Raw genomic sequence first — 17,199 nt, 5'->3', positions numbered from 1 at the left:
AGGCACCGTGAACCGCAGAACCCTCCAGCGCCACGCGCTCTCGCGCCTGACCACCGTCGGGCGGCAGGTCGTGCCCTGGCGCGTCCGTGGCGAGTTGGTGCGCCTGGTCAAGCGCAGCAGCCGGCGACTGGTGAACCCCCTGGTCACCGTGGTCGTGACCACGCAGGACTCCGAGGGCTGGGTGCTGCGCTGCCTGTCCAGCGTCGCCCGCCAGCGCTACCCGCGCCTGGAGATCGTCGTCGCCGACGCCGGGTCCGCCGACCAGACCCTCGACGCCGTGCGCGCGATGGCGGCCACCTCCCGCCGCCCCATCCGGGTGGTGGCCCGGCCCGACCGCGGCGTCGGTGCCGCACGCAACGCCGGAGCCCGGCTGGCCCGCGGCCGGTACCTGCTCTTCCTGGACGCCGAGGACGTGCTGCCGCGCTCGGCGGTCCGCACCCTGGTCCGGACCCTGCAGCGCACCGGCTCGGACTTCGCCGTCGGCCGGGCGAAGCGCTCGGCCGGCGGGAAGCTCACCGACCCGCACTGGGCGGTGCAGGTGCACGAGGTCGAGCGGCTGCGCACCGACCTCGACTCCTTCCCGCTGGCCATGCGCGACCTGCTGCTCGGTGACCGCCTGTTCCGCCGTGACTTCTGGGAGCGCAACGGCCTGTCGTTCCCCGACACCGCTCCGCACCCGGGGGCCACCCTGGCCGCGGCCTACGTGTCGGCGCGGCAGTTCGACGTCCTCGACGCGGTCACGCTGCACTGGGCGCCGTCGGCCGGTGACGGCCTCCTGGGCACCCGGGTCCTCGACGCCGAAGAGGCGGCGGCCTTCGTCGCGGACATCCGCGCCGCCACCGCGCAGATCGACCGCGGCGGCTCACCCACCATGCGGGCCGCCTGGACCGCGCGCGTCGTCGACGTCGACCTCGAGCCCCGGTTGCGGGCCTGCGTCGACGCCGACGAGCACACCCGCGCCCTCATCGCCGGCCTCGCGGCCGAGTTCGTGGAGCGCGCCGACGACGACGTCCTCGACGACGTCCGGTTCGCGGTCAAGCTGCTCGCCTGGCTGGCGGCCGAGGACCGGTGGGACGACGTCGAGCGGGCCGTCGAGTACCTGGGCCTGCACGGCCGCACCCCGCCGACCCACGTGGCCGACGGCGTCGTCCTGGCCGACGTGGCGGACGACGACGAGGGGCTGCTGCCGGCGGACCTCCCGCCCGCCGTCCGGCGGCTGGCGCGCAGCGAGACCGAGCTCGCCGCCATGCTGCAGCGGGTCCGCTGGCGTGACGACGTGCTCGAGCTGACCGGTTGGGCGCTGGTGCACGGCGTCGACATGACCGGGGTGGTCCCGGAGCTCACCGTGGAACTGGTCGACGCGACCACCGGCGACCGGCTGCCGATGGAGGTCGAGCACGAGGTGCTGGCCCAGGCGACGCGCTGGGGCTCGGACTCCTACCAGCGGTACGACACCGGCGGCTTCACCGCACGCCTGCGGCCCCAGCCGGACGCGCTGCTGGGCGAGGTCCCCCAGACCGAGCGGGTGTGGCGGCTGGAGGTGACCCTGTCCGTCGCGGGGGTCACCCGCACCGGCGTCGTCCGCCACCTGGTCACGGCCGGCTCCCCCGGCGTGCTCCGCGCCAAGGACGTCGACGGGCTGCTGGTCGCGCCGGTGATGTCGCCGCTGCACGGGATGACGCTGCGGGTCCGCCGCCCGGCGGTGCGCGCCGTGGCCCTTGCGGCCGAGGGCACGACGGTGACCGTGCGGCTGCGCACCGAGGGCGTCCGCGTCGAGCGGCTGCGGCTGTGGGCCGGCGGCGGACGGCGCCGGGTCGAGGTCCCCGTCCGCGCCGGCGTGGACGGTGTGCTCACCGCGCGGGTCACCGTGCCCGAGCGCCGGCTGGGTCGCCGGAACCAGATCTGGCAGGTCCGCGCGGTCGCCGACGACGGCTCGACCCGCAGGGTGGCCTGGGACGTGGGCTCCGGCCTGCGCACCCTCGGCACCTCCGCGCCGGGCCAGCTCGTGTGGCGCGGCACGCCGCGCGGCCACCTGGAGGTCGTCGCCAACCACTCGGTCTTCGAGGTCGTCGACGTCCGGCAGGAGGACGAGCAGCTGGTCGTCGTCGTGTCCCGGGCCGGCGCACCGGAGCCCACCGCGGCGTCGTTCACCAGCCACCGGGTCACCGTCCCGGCCGCCGAGCTCCGGGCCGACGGCGACCGGACCGAGCTGCGCTTCCCGCTCCGGATCTCGCGCTGGGGCCGGGACCCGCGGTGCTGGCCGGGCGGCCTCTACCAGCTGTCGGTGGAGACCGAAGAGGGCACCCGCCGGCCGTGGCCGGCGTGGCCGTTCCTGGACCACCTGCCCGAGGAGGTCGACGGCCCCGACTGCATCCTGCGGTACGGCCGGCAGTCCCCCGGTGTCCTGACCGTCCGCGTCCGGCCCCCGCTGACCGACGAGGAGTGGGGCCGGACGGCGCAGCGTCGGCTGCAGCGCGCCTACCGCGAGCGCACCGCGCAGCCCGAGGACGCCGTCCTGTTCCAGTGCTACCGCGGCGAGGTCGCCACCGACAGCCAGCTGGCGCTGCACGAGGAGCTGCACCGGCGCGGGGCCCCGCTGACCCTCTACTGGGGCGTGCGCGACCACTCGGTGAGCCTGCCGGAAGGCGCGGTGCCGGTGCTGATCCAGTCGCAGCGCTGGTACGAGCTGCTCGCGGACGCCCGCTACCTGAGCAACAACGTGGACTTCCCGAAGTGGTTCACGCGGCGCGAGCACCAGGTGTTCGTCCAGACCTTCCACGGCTACCCGTTCAAGTCGATGGGCATCTCCTTCTGGCGCGAGCAGGGCCGCAACGAGCGGGACATCGCCCGGGAGACGGCCCGCCGCGAGCAGGCCTGGAGCGTCGCGCTGGTGCCGGCCGACTTCTGCCAGGAGCTCTACCGCCGGGAGTACGCCTTCGGCGGCGAGATCATGGTCAGCGGCTACCCGCGGGACGACGTCCTGGTGAGCGACCGGGCCGACGCCGTCCGGCAGCGCACCCGGGAGCTGCTCGGGATCGCGCCGCACCAGCAGGCCGTGCTCTACGCGCCGACCTGGCGGGAGAGCATCTCGGCCGACACCTGGAACGCGCCGCTGTTCGACGCGCTCGACATCGACCGGCTGGCGGTGGAGCTGGGCAGCGACCACGTCGTCCTGCTCCGTGGGCACAACCACAACCTCGGGGAACAGGCCCGCTTCACCGACCACGCCACGGTCATCGACGTCACCGACCACCCGGAGATCAACGACCTCATCCTGGCCTCGGACGCCGCCGTCCTGGACTACTCCTCCCTGCGGTTCGACTACGCGCTGACCGGGCGACCCATGCTCTTCTTCGTCCCGGACCTCGAGGACTACGTCAAGAACCGGTCGTTCCTCTTCGACTACGAGCCCACCGCCCCCGGGCCGTGGCTGCGGACGACCGACGAGGTGGTGACGGCGCTGCGCGACCTCGACCGCGTCCGGGAGGACCACGCGGACGCGCGGCGGGCCTTCCACGAGCGGTTCAACCTGCTCAACGACGGCTCGGCGGCCGCCCGGGTGATCGACGCGTGGATCCCGGAGGGCCGGGTCGCCCAGGCCGCGCTCACCGCCGGTGGCGCCGCCGGTGGACCGACCGACCCGATGGCGTGACCAGCAAGGCGCTGCTGCCCGTCGGCGCCGTCGCCGGGCTCACCGCGGCCGCCGCCGTGGCGGGGGCCCTCGGCGGCCGCGTCCCCGCGGTCCTGCTGCTGGTGCTCGCCGCGGCCGTGGACGCCGTGGCGGTACGGGCGCCGGCCGGCGGCGTCGCCGAGACCGTCCACCGGGTGCTGGACCGCCGGCTGCGGCTGGTCGTCCGGCTGCTGGTGCTGGTCGGTCTCCTGGCCGGGACGTGGCCCACCGCGGTGCTGCTGGCGGTCGTCCTGGCCGGGGCGGCCACCCTGGGCCTGCTGTCGCTGGTGGACGGCGTCGACGACGCCGTCCAGGGCCTGCGCCGGCAGGTGACCGGGCGCCTCGTGCCCGGACTGGGCGGCGCCCTGCCCCGCCGGCCGGGTGCGCTCCTGCTGCCCCTGGTGCCCGAGGGCGCCCTGCTGATCACCGCGGGCCTGCTGCCGGACCGGCCCGTCGTCGTGTGGCCGGTCGTGGTCGCCGCCGTGGCCGTGGCCGCAGGGGCCGTGGGTGCCTGGGTGCTGCGGGTGCGCGCGGTCCGCCGGCAGCGCGGCGCCCGCCTGGCCGCCGTGCAGCGGTACCTGGACGACCAGCGGCCCGAGGTCGTCCTCTACGGCGGCGACGCCCCGGAGTCGGTGCACGAGGTCGCGATGTGGCTGTCGACGCTGGAGCGACTCCCCCAGCGGGCGGTCGTCCTGCTGCGCAACCGCGCCACGATGGCGGCGCTGCCGGCGACCACGACGCCGGTGCTGTGCGTGCCGGCCGCCACCGACCTGATGGCGCTCCGGCTGGACCCGCTGCGGGTCGCCCTCTTCGTCTCCAACATCGGCAACAACATCCACCTGCTGCGCGTGCCCGGGCTCCGGAGCACCTTCATCGGGCACGGGGACAGCGACAAGAGCGCCTCGGCCAACCCGTACAGCAAGGCCTACGACGAGATCTGGGTCGCCGGGCCGGCCGGCCGGGACCGCTACCTCCGGGCCGACGTCGGCGTCCGCGCCGACGCCATCCGGGAGGTCGGCCGCCCCCAGTTGGACGACGTCCGCCCGGCCCGACCCGATCGACCCGCCGTCCCCACGCTGCTGTACGCCCCGACGTGGGAGGGCTGGAACGCCGAGCAGGACTACTGCTCGCTGCGGACGCACGGGGAGCTGCTCGTGCGCGCCGTCCTCGCCGGCCCGGTGCCGATCCGGCTGGTCTACCGGCCCCACCCGTACACGGGGCGGCGGGACCGGCGGGTGGCCGCCGCGCACCGCCGGGTGGTCGCCCTGCTCGAGGAGGCCAACGCCGCGCGCGGCCACGGTGGGCCCACCGTGCTGGCGGCCGAGGCCGTCCCGACCCCGGCGGGCGGCTCGGCCCGCGCCGCCGAGGCGGCGGCCGTCGTCCGCGGCGAGGAGCGCCTGGCCGCGCTGCCGCCACAGGCCCACGTCGTCGTCGGTTCCCGCGCGCTGCCGCTGGCCAGCTGCTTCAACGCCGCGTCGGGACTGGTCACCGACGTCTCCAGCGTGCTCAGCGACTTCCTCGCCGCGGACAAGCCCTTCGGCACCTGCGACCCGCGTGGCCGGGACGCCGCCGAGTTCGTCGGGCTCTTCCCCTCCGCCGGCGGGGGCCTGGTGCTCGCGCCGGACGGCGGTGGGGTCGAGGAACTGCTCGCGACGATCACCGGCACGGCTCCCGACCGGCTGCGCGCCGCCCGCGCCGAGGCACGCGGGCAGCTGCTCGGCCCGGCGGACGTCCCGGCCATCGACCGGTTCGCCGAGGCCGTCTCCCGGCTGGGTGGACGGACCGCTGCGACGCCTGGGACCCCCGCCTGACCCATCCGTCCCACCGGACCCCGGAGTGCGACGAGGGAATTACGGATCGCCGTCGCGTCGGTACAGTCGGTCAGGTGCGCGTGGCAGTCTGCATAGCCGGTCAGATGCGGGGCTTCGAACAGGCCGCCCCGGCCCTCCTGGAGCACGTCATCCGCCCCCTGGGCGCGGACGTCTTCGTCCACACCTGGTCGGACTTGGGGATGTCGAACAACATCCACAACCGGCTGCTCCCCCACCCGATGCGCAGCTACCTCAAGAAGCAGGGCGAGCTGGCGTCCTTCCGCGCGGACTTCCCCACCACCTACGAGCGGCTGTTCGCACGCTCCGCGGTGGTCACCGAGCAGCGGATCCGGGACGCCTACGGCGACTGCACCGTGGTGGTCGAGGACTACCCCGAGGACGAGGCCGCCTTCTTCGGCGTCCAGGTGCCCGAGCGGCTGCTGGCCGCCCAGCCCAAGAGCCGCTGGTCGCTGCCCCTCTTCTACAAGGTCCAGCGCTGCAACGAGCTCAAGTCGCAGCGGGAGCGGGAGGAGGGCTTCACCTACGACCTGGTGATCCGGATCCGCCCGGACCTGCTGATCGGGTCCGACCCCACGGAGGGGCGGCGGGACACCCCCGGCACCGTCTTCCACCGCATCCGCACGATCAACCCCGCCTACCAGGTCGCCGACCAGCTCTTCTTCGGCGACTCGGCCTCGATGGACGCGGTCACCTCGCTGTTCGGCCGGCTGCCCGAGATCTACGCCGGCGTGCCCGACCCGCTCCCCCGCGAGGAGGTCGGCCCGTACTGGGCAGAGGGGCTGCTGCACACCCACGTCACGCGCAACACCGACGTGACGCCGGAGGCGTTCCGCACCGAGGCCTACAACGTCCGCTCCGAGTACCAGTTGCTCGACGCCGACGCCGAACCGGTGGCCTTCCCCGCCTTCTTCGACGCCGTCCAGGAGGACCTGCGCGCCGGCGCGGGCAACCCGCGGCTGGACCGGCCCCGCCTCGGCTGCGCGCGGGCCCTGTTCACCCACGGCCGCCCCCTGCGCGAGGAGGCCGACCTCGCCGAGGTGCGCCGCATGGTCGAGGCGGCCGAGGAGCAGGAGCTCTTCGACACCTCCCTGACCCGCGGCCTGCTCGCCTACAAGGCGAAGGACCACGCCGGCGCCGAGGGCCACTTCCGGACCGCCCTCGCCGCCGAGCCCGGCACCAGCCTCCCGCTGCTGTGGCTGGGTCGCACGCTCGAGGAGCAGGGCCGCTCGGCCGAGGCCCTGCCGTACCTGCAGGACGCCGTCGACGCCCCGTTCGAGTACGCCTCGCAGAACCCGGCGCAGAAGAAGAACGCCCTCTACTGGCGGGGCCGGGCCCTGGAGAGCCTGGGTCGCTGGGCGGAGGCGTCGGACGACTACGCCACCGTCCGGGACCTCGGCCCGCAGTCGTTCGACCTGGACCGCCGCCTGGGCCGCTGCCTGGTGCACGCCGGCCGGTACTTCCGCGCCGTGCCGCTGCTGCAGGCCGCCCGCGCGGTGAAGCCGGACAACGCGGAGCTGAAGTACCTGATGGCCACCAGCTACGTCCGCGTCGGCGTGGCCAAGCCCGTGGTCAGCGACATCTGGCCCAGCGGCGCTCCGAAGGCCGACCGGCCGTGGGCGCCCGCCGCCCGGCTGGTGTACGCCGAGGCGCACCTCGCCCTCGGCCGCCGGGCCGACGCCCGGGCCGCCCTGGAGGACTTCCTAGCCCGCGGGGGCGGGGACGCCGCGCAGGCCGCGCTGGCCGTGGAGCTGGCAGAGCGGGTGGACCCGGAGTTCGGCGCGTCGCTGAGGGGGCGGCTGTTCCCCGAGCCGGCCGCCGAGACGCCCGCTCCGGAGGTGCGCTCGCCCCGCGCCCAGCTGGGCCGGCTGCGCCGCGCGGCCCGGCGGTCCCTGCGGGTCTGACCCGTCGGCCTGACGGCTCGCGGCGGCGGGCCGTCAGGCGGCCAGCCGGCGCGAACTGAGGATGGCCAGCAGGTGCCCGGCGATCGCCAGCAGGGACGCCGGCACCAGGACCACGAGCAGCGTCCGCGTGCCGCTCAGGTCCCCCACGACGACGTCGACCACCGCGGCCACCAGGACCAGCAGGCTGAGCTCGATCGAGTGGTAGAGCCGGTGGAACGGCACGAAGCGCGCCGCCCGCCGCAGCCGTGCCAGCCCGCCGGACGTCGGGGCGGTGGTGGCCTCGTCGTCGGTCACCCGCGCGAGCCCGGCCGAGGCCCGGGCCACGTGCACCATGTCGTTGAGCGCCTTGTTCAGGACGATCACCAGGGCCAGCAGCGCACCGAGCGTCGTCCACCCGTAGCGCCCGTCGAGCGCACCGGGGCCGCCGGCCGCCCGGACGCCGAGGGCCAGCGGGATCAGCGACTCGGCGGCGTAGTGGCCGACCTTGTCGAGGAAGACGCCCTTGGGGCTGCTGGTCCCCCGCCAGCGGGCGACCTCCCCGTCGCTGGCGTCCCACAGCATCTGCAGCTGGGTGAGCAGGACGGCCAGCACCGCTCCCGCCAGTCCCGGCACCAGCAGGGCCGGTCCGGCCGCGGCCCCGGAGACGATCATCAGCGCGGTGACCGCGTTGGCGCTCAGGCCGGCCCGGATGAGGACCCGCGTCAGGTACGGCGAGATGCGGCGCATGTAGAGGTCGCCGGTCCAGTGCTCGGCCGTGCGGCGGCCGCGGATCGCCGGCGGCTGGGTGACCGCGCGCAGCTGCTCGATCGACGGCCACGCGGGCCGCTCGGTGGCGGTCACCGGGCCGCTCCGGGGCGCGCGGCCACCAGGGCGTCGCGCTCGTCGACGAGGCTCGCGCACGCGGCGAGGAATCGCTCCCGCGCCGCGGCCGGGTCCGGCTCGCCCAGGTAGTAGCGGACCAGGTCGCCAAGGGTGGCCGCGCTGCCGCCGCCGGCGAGCAGCCGCTCCACCAGCGCCCCGGCCCCCTCCGCGTCGTCGGCGGCCAGCCGCGGCACGGCCTCGAGCAGCGGCGAGGGCGGGACGACGGCGGCGGGGTCGGCCGGGAGGGTGACGACCAGCGGGCGCCCGGTCGGCAGCCAGTCGACGGCGACCGAGGAGACGTCGGTGACCAGGACGTCGGCCTCGGCGAAGGCCTCCGCGAGCGGCGCGGAGGTGTCCGTGCGACTGCCCGGGGAAGCGGCCACCGCCTCCCGCACCCGCGCGTCGGCCACCCGGTGCGACCGCTGGTTGGCCCCGGTCCGCGGGTGCGGCCGGTAGACCACCCGGAGCCCCGCGTCCAGGAGGGAGCCGACCAGCGCCTCCCCGTGGCTGACCACCGAGGAGTACGCCATGGACGCCTGGGCGCCCTCCCAGGTCGGCGCGTACAGCACGGTGCGTGCCCCGCCGGTCCGCTCGCGCACGGCGGGCACCTGCGGCCGGCCGACCACCTGCAGGTGGGCGGCCGCGTCGAACCACAGCAGCTGCTCGGCGACCCGGTCGACGGCCGCCTGGCCGGCCACGAAGGCCCGGTCGTAGGCCTTGAGCTGGTTCGACACAGACACGGCCTTGTCGCTCTCCCCGTGCCCGAGGTAGACGTGCGCCAGGTCGGGGAAGCGCAGCAGCTGGAAGTTGCGCGGGTGGTGGCTGACGTAGAGGGCCAGTGCCGCCCGCCCGCGCCGCAGGAGGCCGTCCAGGGTCGTCGTCCGGGCCACACACCGGACCGTCAGCGACGTCCGCTCGCGCAGCACCCGGGTGGTACGGCTGTCCTGGGTGAGCACGAGGACGCCGGTCCGCGCGTCGAGGTCGGCCAGCACGTCGGCCCACTGGAGCAGCTGGTAGGTGTTGACCGGGGGCTCGGGGAAGAACACCCAGACCCGCTGCCCGGGCGCGAACGACCGCAGCGCGTCGTCCTCGCCCAGCCCGTCGGGTTCGCCTCCGGGGACCAGGCCCAGCCGGCGGACCACCCGTCCACCGTTCCGACGCACCTGAGCCGCGACGGCGGTCAGCTTGGGCCGCACCGGCGGGTCTCCTTCCCGGGGGGACTAGACGACCGGCGGACGGCCCAGGCGGGTCATCCGCCAGACGGTGCGCCAGCTCAACGGCCGCCGGGGCCCGGGCGACTCGCGCCACCCGGCCACCCAGCCGCGGAACCAGGGTCGCAGAGTCCGCGGCGCGCGCCGCGACCGCACCACCTGCACCGCGGTCCAGGTGGTCAGGTAGGGCACCCCGACGGCCCACGGCAGGTTGCGTCGCACCAGCCAGACGCGGTTGCGGGCGTTGCGCCAGTAGAAGTCGGCGTGCCGGGTCACCTCGGTGAGCGGGTGCTCGGCGGCCAGGTCCCCGGCGTAGTGCACCGTGGCGCCGCCGTCCCAGACCCGCCAGGCCAGCTCGATGCCCTCGTGGGCGTAGAAGAACGGGTCGGGCCAGCCGCCGGCGGCCTCCAGCACGGCCCGGCGGATGACGACCGCGCCCTCCCACACCGAGAACACCGGACCGGAGCGGCGCCGGTCCCCGACGCGCAGCCGGGGCGTCCACCGCCGGGGTGGCTCGCCGCCGCCGGCGACGTCCACCCGCGGCTGGAGCAGCCCGAGGGCCGGGTCCGCGGCGAACCGCCGGACCGCCTCGGCCAGGAAGTCCGGGTCGGGCAGGACGGCGTCGTCGTCGAGGAAGAGCAGCAGCTCACCGCCGACGTGCGACACCCCCGCGTTCCGGCCGGCCGGGATGCCGAGGTTCTCGGGCAGGGCCACCGACCGGACGCCGTCCGGCAGGCCCACCGGCGTCCAGCCGTTGCCGACCACCACCAGGTCGACGTCGACGGACCGCTGCGCCAGGACCGACCGGACGGCGGCGTCGAGCTCGGCGGGGCGGTGGCCCTGGGTGAGGACCACCGCCCCGAGCCGGGGCCCGGGAGTGGCCACCGGGGTCAGCGCTGGTGCGCGAACTGACGCAGCGGGTCGGCCTCCGGCAGCACGACCCCCGGGTCGACGCCCGGCGGCACGACGTCGCCGGGCTCCTCCTCGTGGATCATCTCGGCCGCCACGGCCGCGTTCAGGTGCGTGGCCAGCTTGTCCTCGCGCCGGACGTCGATGATGTGCCCGGTCAGCGGGGCGACCAGGACGCCCAGGGACACCTCGGCCACCGCCTCGGACGAGAGCAGGCTGCCGGCCGGCTCCTCCCCGAAGGCCTTGGTCCGCATGGGGGTGGCGGTCCGCTCCGGGTTGATGCAGTTGACCCGCACGCCGTCGCCGGCCCACTCGTCGGCCAGGGCCTGGGTGAGGTTCACCGTGGCCGCCTTCGCCGAGGAGTACAGGCTGTAGCCGCTGCGGCCGCGGGTGTAGGAGCTCGAGGTGAACAGCAGCAGCGAGCCACCGGTCGCCTTGAGGTGCGGGTGGAAGACCTGCGCGATGTGGATCGGCGCCAGGTAGTTCACCTCGGTGGCGAGGTAGATGGTCTCCTCGCTGGTGTCGGCCAGCTCCCCGCGGGGCAGCACACCGGCGGTGTTGACCACGTAGTCCACCCGGCCGGTCTTCTCCAGCGCGGCCTCGCACGCCGCGACGATGTCCTCGCGCCGCTCGACGTGGGTGCGGGTGGCCGACCGGCTGAAGCACAGCGCGGTGGCGCCGTGCGCCTCGGCGAAGCGGACGATGTCGGCGCCGATGCCGTACGAGCCGCCGAAGACGACGACGGTCTTGCCCTCGAGGGCGGCCCGGTACTCGGCCTCGGAGAGGGCGGCCGGAGCGTCGTGGCTCTGCAGCTGGAAGAGCTTGTCGGCGATGTAGACGTCGATGGGCTCGGTGACCTTCATGTTGCGGTCCTCACCGGGGACCACGGCGATCGGGACCTCCGGCGCGTACCGGAGGACCACGGTGCAGTCGTCGGTCGCCTCGAAGGCCGGGTCCTGGGCGGCGCGCTCGTAGGCGCGCCGGATCACCGACAGGCGGAAGCACTGCGGGGTCTGGCCGCGGCGCAGCAGCGGCCGGCGCAGGACCTCCTCGATGGTGCGGCCGGTGGCCTCGTCGACCTGGATGACGGTGTCCGCGGAGGGGATCGCGGTGTCGACCGCCTCGTACTCGTCGAGCGCGGCGACGCAGTCGGAGATGATCCGCTGGCTCACCAGGGGACGCACCGCGTCGTGGAACAGGACGTTGCACTCCTGGTCGCCGAGGGCGTCCAGGGCGCGCTGCGTCGTGGCGTTGCGCGTCTCGGCGCCCTCGAGGATCTGGGTGACCTTGGGGTGGGCGCCGGTCCGCACCAGGGCACGGACGGCGTCGAGGTGCCCGGGAGCCATCAGGACGATGATCTCGTCGATGAGGGGGGAGGAACCGAGCGCATCGAGCGTGTGCTCGATGATGGGCTTCCCCGCGATCTTGATCAGCTGCTTCGGGATCGACAGACCCACCCGGGTACCGGTCCCGCCGGCCAGCACGACGGCCACGTTCCGCAATCGACTCACCACCGAGACGTTACCCAGCTGTTGCCCTGAATCCACGCGCCTCGCGTGAGTACCCGACTTTTCCGGACCCTTCCGTCACATCTGCCGCGCGCGTCCCCGGACGGGCCCCGGGTACCCGCGCGAACGCCCCTCCCGAGCGCCGGTCGGCCCGTACAGTCGGCTGCCATGCCGCTGGAGTCCGTGACCCGCCGGGCCGGGACGACGTGGCGGCTGCTGCTCAAGGAGGTCAGCGCGTTCGGGGTCGTGGGCGCCGCCTGCTTCGTCCTCGACGTCGGGCTGTTCCAGCTGCTCTACGCCACCCTCGGGGTGGACGCCGTCGGAGCCAAGCTGGTCTCCACCGTCGTGTCGATGACCGTCGCGTACTTCGGGCACCGCCACTGGTCGTTCTCCCACCGGGCCCGCACCGGCCTGCGCCGCGAGTACCTGCTGTTCGCCCTCATCAACGGCGCGACCCTGCTGCAGGGCCTGGCGATCGTCGCGTTCGTCCGGTACGTCCTCGACCAGGAGAGCGCGCTGGTGCTGCAGGTGGCCAACGTCGGTTCGATCGCGCTGGGCACGGTGGTGCGGTTCCTCTGCTACCGGCGGTGGGTCTTCCCGACCGCCGGGACGCCGCAGCCGGTCCCGCCCGCCTGACCCCCGCCGGGCCGGCCGCCGGGCTCGCGGCAGACTGCACGGCGTGGCAGCAGACCCGACGACGTGGGACCGCGCCGTCGGGCGACTGGTCGGTGCGGGCGCGGGCGCGGAGCGGGCGGTCGCCCAGCTGGCCCGGGGGCTCAGCGGCATGGACGCGAAGAGCGCTCCCTACCTGCTCCCCCTCGAGCTCGACGCGCTGGTGCGCATCATCCGCAACCTCATGCCCCTGCACGTGCGGGACCGCCGGCTCAACGACGACGTCCTCGAGTGGACCCACCAGGTGCGCAAGCTCTACGCGATCCGCACCGCGGTGGTGCACACCGTGTGGGGCGACGCCGACGACGACCGGGGCGGCGGGCTCGGCGACGACGAGGGGATGCGGCCGGTGTGGTCCAACGCGGGCGTCGCCGACCACCCGCTGACCGTCGGCGAGCTCGAGCGGACCACCCGCCGGCTCACCGACCTGTGCGGCCGGCCGCTGGAGGAGCTGCTGCGCCGCATCGCCGAACTGGCTCCCGCGCTGCGGATCGCGGGCCCGGCGGGGCGCTCAGCCGGCCAGCCGTGAGCCGTGCCGCCCGGCGACGACCTCCAGCCGGGTGGGGATGCGGGTGCGCAGCTCCTCGAGGTGGCTGATGACGCCGACCGTCCGCCCGCCCCGGCGCAGCTCGTCGAGGACGTTCATCACCGCGTCGAGGGCCTGGGCGTCGAGGGTGCCGAAGCCCTCGTCGACGAAGAGGGTGTCCATCTGCACGCCCCCGGCCTCGGCGGTGACGACGTCGGCCAGCCCGAGCGCCAGTGCCAGCGAGGCCATGAAGCTCTCGCCGCCGGAGAGGGTCTTGGTCGGCCGCCGGGTGCCGGTGTACTCGTCGAACACGTCCAGCCCCAGGCCGCCGCGGGCGCCGTGGCGGGCCTGCGCGTCGCTGTGCAGGAACGTGTACCGGCCCCCCGACATCTCCTGGAGCCGCCGGCTGGCCACCTCGGCGACCTGCTCCAGCCGGGCGGCGAGGACGAACGACTGCAGCCGCATCCGCAGCGTGTTGGCGCCCCGGCCGTTGACCAGGTCGGCCAGCGTGGCGACCTGACCGGCCCACGCCCCGCGCTCGCCCAGCTCCACCTCGGCGGCGGTCACCTCGCCGGCCAGCCCGTCGAGCGCCGAGGCGCAGCGGCGGGCCTGGTCGAGGGCGGTGACCGCCTCCTCCCGCCGCGCGGTGAGCTCGGCGCACCGCTGCTGCAGGGCGGCCACGTCCGGCCGGTCGGGCAGGTCGGTGAGCTCGGGGTCGGCGAGGGTCGCGGCCACGACCGACCGGGCGTCGTCGTGCCCGCGGATCCGGCGCTCCAGCGCGGCCAGCTCGCCGGTCCCCAGCAGGGCGGCGTTCGCGTCCCGGACGTCGGCGAAGCCGGCGGCGGCCGCCCGCTGCGCGGCGGTGACCCGGGCGGTGTCCGCGGCCGCCCGGGCGCGCAGCTCCTCGGCCTCGGCCGCCACGACGGCCTCGCACCGCTCGGCGGCCCGGGTGAGGCGGCGGACCCGGGCGGGCAGGTCGGCGTCCTCCCCCCGGGCGGCGTCCAGCCGCGCGGTCAGCTCGTGCAGGGCCTCCTCGCGGGCCGCTCGTTCGGCGGTGCGCCGCTGCAGCTCCTCGCGGTCGGCGGCGAGCGCCGCCGCGGCGGCGTCCCGGGCGGCCTCCCGCCGGGCCAGCTCGCCGCGGGCCGCGTCGGCGGCGCCGGCGAGCCCGGCGACCTGCGCCAGCTCGGCACCGGCCTGCTCGGCCCGCGTGGCGAGTCCGGCGAGCGGGAGCTCCCCGGCCTGCGCCCGCAGCACGGCGAGCCCGCGGTCCAGCTCCTCGGCGGCGCGCCGGGTGGCGGTGGCCCGCTCCTCCGCGGCGTCGGCCGCGCCCCGGGCGCGCTCCTCGTCGTCGGCGGAGACGGCCGGGCCGGCGTGCTCGGCCGGCCGGGGGTGCTCGGTGGCCCCGCAGACCGGGCAGTCGGCGCCGGGTCGCAGCCCGGCGGCCAGCTCGGCGGCCATCCCGTCGAGCCGGGCGGCGCGCAGCTCCACCAGCCGCTCGCGGGCCTCCACCCAGGCCAGCCGGGCCGCGTCGGCGAGCGCCCGCGCGGCGGTCAGCTCGGCCCCGACCTGCTCGGCCCGGCGGGCGGCCGCGAGCGCCGTGCGGGCGGCCTCCTCGGCTGCGCTGAGCCCGGGCAGCCGCGCGGCGGCGGCCAGCGCGTCGTCCAGCCGGCGCTGGGCCTCGGCGACCGGCTGCGGCCAGTCCCGCGCCGCGCGGTCCCCCTCCGCGCACCGCTCGGTCAGGGCGGCGATCTCCCGGCCGAGCCGGGTGGTGGCGCGGGCCAGCTCGCCGGCCCGGTCGGCCTCGGGCACCAGCGCGCGGGCCGCGGCCGCGGCGTCGCGCAGGTCGCGGGCGAGCAGGGAGTCCGCGTCCGGGGAGGGCGGGTCGAGCCGGGCGGCCACCTCCGCCCAGGCGGCGCGGGCTGCCTCCAGGCCCGAGACGGCGTCCGCGGCGGCGCGGGCGGTCCGGCCGGCGTTCTCCAGGACGTCGCGGAGCGCCTCGGCCCGCCGTCCGGCGTCGGCACGGGCGCGCAGCGGGGCCAGCTGCTCCTCCTGCGCGGTCAGCCGGGACAGCTCCTGCCGGGCGCGGTCCCGCCGGGCGTGCCGGTCGGCGAGGGCGCGCGCCTCGGCCAGCTCGGCGTCGAGCCGGGCGCTGCGGGCCGCGGTCTCCTCGGCGGCCGCGGCGGCGCGGGCCCGCTCGGCGGCGGCCCGGGTGCGCACGCCGGCCACCCAGGCGCGCACCGACGTCCCGGGGTGGGCGCCGACCAGCTCGGGGGCCAGCTCCTCGGGCACCTCGACGTCGGCGATCTGGGCGACCCGGTGCAGCAGCGTGCTGATCCGGTGCCGGTCGGCGCGCAACGCCTCCTCGGCGGCGCGCCGCTCCCCCGCCAGCCACTCCTCGGCGCGGGCGAACCGGCCGACGTCGAACAGGGTGCGCAGCAGCCGGGCGCGGTCCTCCGGCTCGGCGCGGAGGAAGCGGGCGAAGTCGCCCTGCGGCAGGAGCACCACCTGGCAGAACTGCTCGGCGGACAGGCCCAGCCGCACCCGCAGGTACTCCGACCCCTCGTCGATCCGGGTGCTGACCGGCTCCCAGCTGTCCCCGTCCCGCCGCTGGACCAGGAGCTTGGCCTGCTCGGTGGTCTCCCCGGTGCCGCGCTTCTTCGGGCGGGTCTGCTCGGGCCGGCGGACGACGAGCAGCCGCTCCCCGGCGAGGGTGAGCTCCAGGGAGACCTCGGTGCGCGTGCCGGCGTCGGCGTGGTCGCTGCGCAGCCGCTTCTCCTCGCCGCGGGCGCCGGGCACGACCCCGTAGAGGGCGAAGACGACGGCGTCGAGCAGCGTCGTCTTGCCCGCCCCGGTGGGGCCCCACAGGAGGAACAGCCCGTCGCGGGCGACGGCGTCGACGTCGAGGGTCTCGGTGCCGGCGAACGGGCCGAACGCCGACAGCGACAGCGAGTGCAGCCTCACCGGGTCAGCTCCTCGCGGGCCGCCGCGCCCAGGGCCCGCCCCAGCAGCTCCCGCTCGGCGAGGGTCGCGCCGACCCCGCCGCGGACGTGGGTGACGAACTCGCCGGCGACGTCCATGTCGCTGCGCCCGCGCAGCCGCTCCTGGTAGCTGCGCCCGTCGCCGCCGGAGCTCCCGCCGGTCCACTCCAGGTGCACGCAGTGCGCGAAGCGGGTCTGCAACCGGCGCATCGGGTCGGCCGGGCGGACGTCGTCGGTCAGCCGCGCGGAGACGAAGTGCTCCGCGACGGCGTCGTGCGCCGGGTCGTCGAGCAGCTCGGCGAGCGTGCCGGTGAGCACGGTGAGCGGGCGGGGGGTGGGCAGCGGCAGCGGCCGCACCTCGGCCAGGCCGCCGGCGTCGAGGTCCACGAGCCAGGCCTGCTTCTGCTGGCCGGCCTCGCCGAAGGAGTAGGCCAGCGGAGAGCCGCTGTAGCGCAGCCGCGGGGTGAGGGTCTGCGGCCGGTGCAGGTGGCCCAGGGCGACGTAGTCGACCCCGTCGAAGGCGGCGGCGGGCACCAGGTCGACCCCGCCGACGCAGATGTCGCGCTCGCTCTCGCTGGGCACGCCACCGCCGACGAAGGCGTGCGCGAGCACCACCGAGCGGGCGCCGGGCCGGAGGAACAGGTCGGCGCGCACCCGGTCCATCGCCTCGGTCAGCACCGCCTCGTGGCTGCGCGCGGCCGGCACCCCGAGCTCGTGCCGGGCGATCTCCGGCTCGAGGTAGGGCAGCCCGTAGAGGGCGACCTCGCCGTGCTCGTCGCGCAGCAGCACCGGCTCGTCGAGGCGGGCCGTCGCGGCGCGGACGTGCAGGCCCGCGGTCGACAGCAGCTCGGAGAACGTGCCCAGCCGCCGCGCGGAGTCGTGGTTGCCCGGGGTCAGGACGACGGTCGCGCCGGCGCGCAGGAGCCGGCCGACCACCCGGTCCAGGACCGCGGTCGCGTCCGCGGACGGCACCGCCCGGTCGTAGACGTCCCCGGCGACGACGACGACGTCGACGGACTCGGCGACGACGACGTCGGCCAGCCCGCCGAGCACCGCCTCCTGCTCGCGGAGCAGGTCGGCGCCGTGCAGCGACCGGCCGATGTGCCAGTCCGAGGTGTGCAGCAGCCGCAT

11 protein-coding genes are annotated in these 17,199 nt (G+C 76.2%); 5 read left to right on the top strand and 6 right to left on the bottom strand.

Going from position 1 to position 17,199, the window contains the following annotated elements:
• Positions 1-7 precede the first annotated feature (7 nt).
• The 3 genes from ACI789_RS06920 (at position 8) to ACI789_RS06910 (ending at position 7,403) form a co-directional block, all read left to right on the top strand.
• Positions 8-3,652: a CDP-glycerol glycerophosphotransferase family protein gene (locus tag ACI789_RS06920; protein WP_457007421.1), complete on the top strand. Its 3,645-nt coding sequence runs from the start codon at positions 8-10 to the stop codon at positions 3,650-3,652.
• Positions 3,649-5,481: a hypothetical protein gene (locus ACI789_RS06915; RefSeq protein ID WP_457007419.1), complete on the top strand. Its 1,833-nt coding sequence runs from the start codon at positions 3,649-3,651 to the stop codon at positions 5,479-5,481. Before ACI789_RS06920 ends, ACI789_RS06915 begins: the two co-directional genes overlap by 4 nt.
• A gap of 74 nt (positions 5,482-5,555) precedes the next feature.
• Positions 5,556-7,403, top strand: coding sequence for a tetratricopeptide repeat protein (locus ACI789_RS06910; protein WP_457007417.1), 1,848 nt, complete (start codon positions 5,556-5,558; stop codon positions 7,401-7,403).
• Positions 7,404-7,436: 33 nt separating this feature from the next.
• Here the strand turns inward: ACI789_RS06910 and ACI789_RS06905 are convergent, their stop codons facing one another.
• From ACI789_RS06905 to ACI789_RS06890, 4 genes are read right to left on the bottom strand one after another with little or no spacing between them, the layout of a single operon-like run.
• Entirely contained in the window at positions 7,437-8,243 is an 807-nt protein-coding gene (locus ACI789_RS06905; RefSeq protein WP_456920107.1) for a CDP-alcohol phosphatidyltransferase family protein, read from the bottom strand.
• Positions 8,240-9,460 (bottom strand): CDP-glycerol glycerophosphotransferase family protein, encoded by a 1,221-nt coding sequence (locus ACI789_RS06900; RefSeq protein WP_457007415.1) that lies wholly within the window; start codon positions 9,458-9,460, stop codon positions 8,240-8,242. The genes ACI789_RS06905 and ACI789_RS06900 overlap by 4 nt, the downstream gene beginning before the upstream one ends.
• A 24-nt stretch (positions 9,461-9,484) precedes the next feature.
• Entirely contained in the window at positions 9,485-10,360 is an 876-nt protein-coding gene (locus ACI789_RS06895; protein ID WP_457007413.1) for a glycosyltransferase family 2 protein, read from the bottom strand.
• Positions 10,361-10,365: 5 nt separating this feature from the next.
• Entirely contained in the window at positions 10,366-11,895 is a 1,530-nt protein-coding gene (locus ACI789_RS06890) for an SDR family NAD(P)-dependent oxidoreductase (RefSeq protein WP_457007411.1), read from the bottom strand.
• Positions 11,896-12,060: 165 nt separating this feature from the next.
• Between ACI789_RS06890 and ACI789_RS06885 the strand changes: the two genes are divergently transcribed.
• The gene (locus tag ACI789_RS06885) at positions 12,061-12,528 is read left to right on the top strand and encodes a GtrA family protein (RefSeq protein WP_457007409.1); all 468 of its coding nucleotides are present in this window, start codon (positions 12,061-12,063) and stop codon (positions 12,526-12,528) included.
• 43 nt (positions 12,529-12,571) lie between these two features.
• A complete protein-coding gene (locus tag ACI789_RS06880) occupies positions 12,572-13,093 on the top strand; it encodes a hypothetical protein (RefSeq protein WP_456920112.1) in 522 nt (173 codons plus the stop codon).
• Here ACI789_RS06880 and ACI789_RS06875 read toward each other — a convergent pair.
• Together ACI789_RS06875 and ACI789_RS06870 are read right to left on the bottom strand one after the other, a co-directional pair.
• On the bottom strand, positions 13,076-16,051 hold the full coding sequence (locus ACI789_RS06875) for an AAA family ATPase (protein ID WP_457007406.1): 2,976 nt from the start codon (positions 16,049-16,051) through the stop codon (positions 13,076-13,078). The two genes, ACI789_RS06880 and ACI789_RS06875, sit on opposite strands and share 18 nt — an antisense overlap.
• Positions 16,048-17,199, bottom strand: a complete 1,152-nt coding sequence (locus ACI789_RS06870) for an exonuclease SbcCD subunit D (RefSeq protein ID WP_457007404.1) — start codon at positions 17,197-17,199, stop codon at positions 16,048-16,050. Before ACI789_RS06870 ends, ACI789_RS06875 begins: the two co-directional genes overlap by 4 nt.

The sequence above is a fragment of the Geodermatophilus sp. SYSU D00965 genome (assembly GCF_054050075.1).
Note: the sequence above shows the minus strand (reverse complement) of the source record. Positions and strands in the feature narration are given on the sequence as shown.

Excerpts from the sequence above, each read along its gene's own strand:
- ACI789_RS06885 (WP_457007409.1), top strand. The coding sequence starts at position 12,061 with ATGCCGCTGGAGTCCGTGACCCGCCGGGCCGGGACGACGTGGCGGCTG.
- ACI789_RS06870 (WP_457007404.1), bottom strand. The coding sequence starts at position 17,199 with ATGCGGCTGCTGCACACCTCGGACTGGCACATCGGCCGGTCGCTGCAC.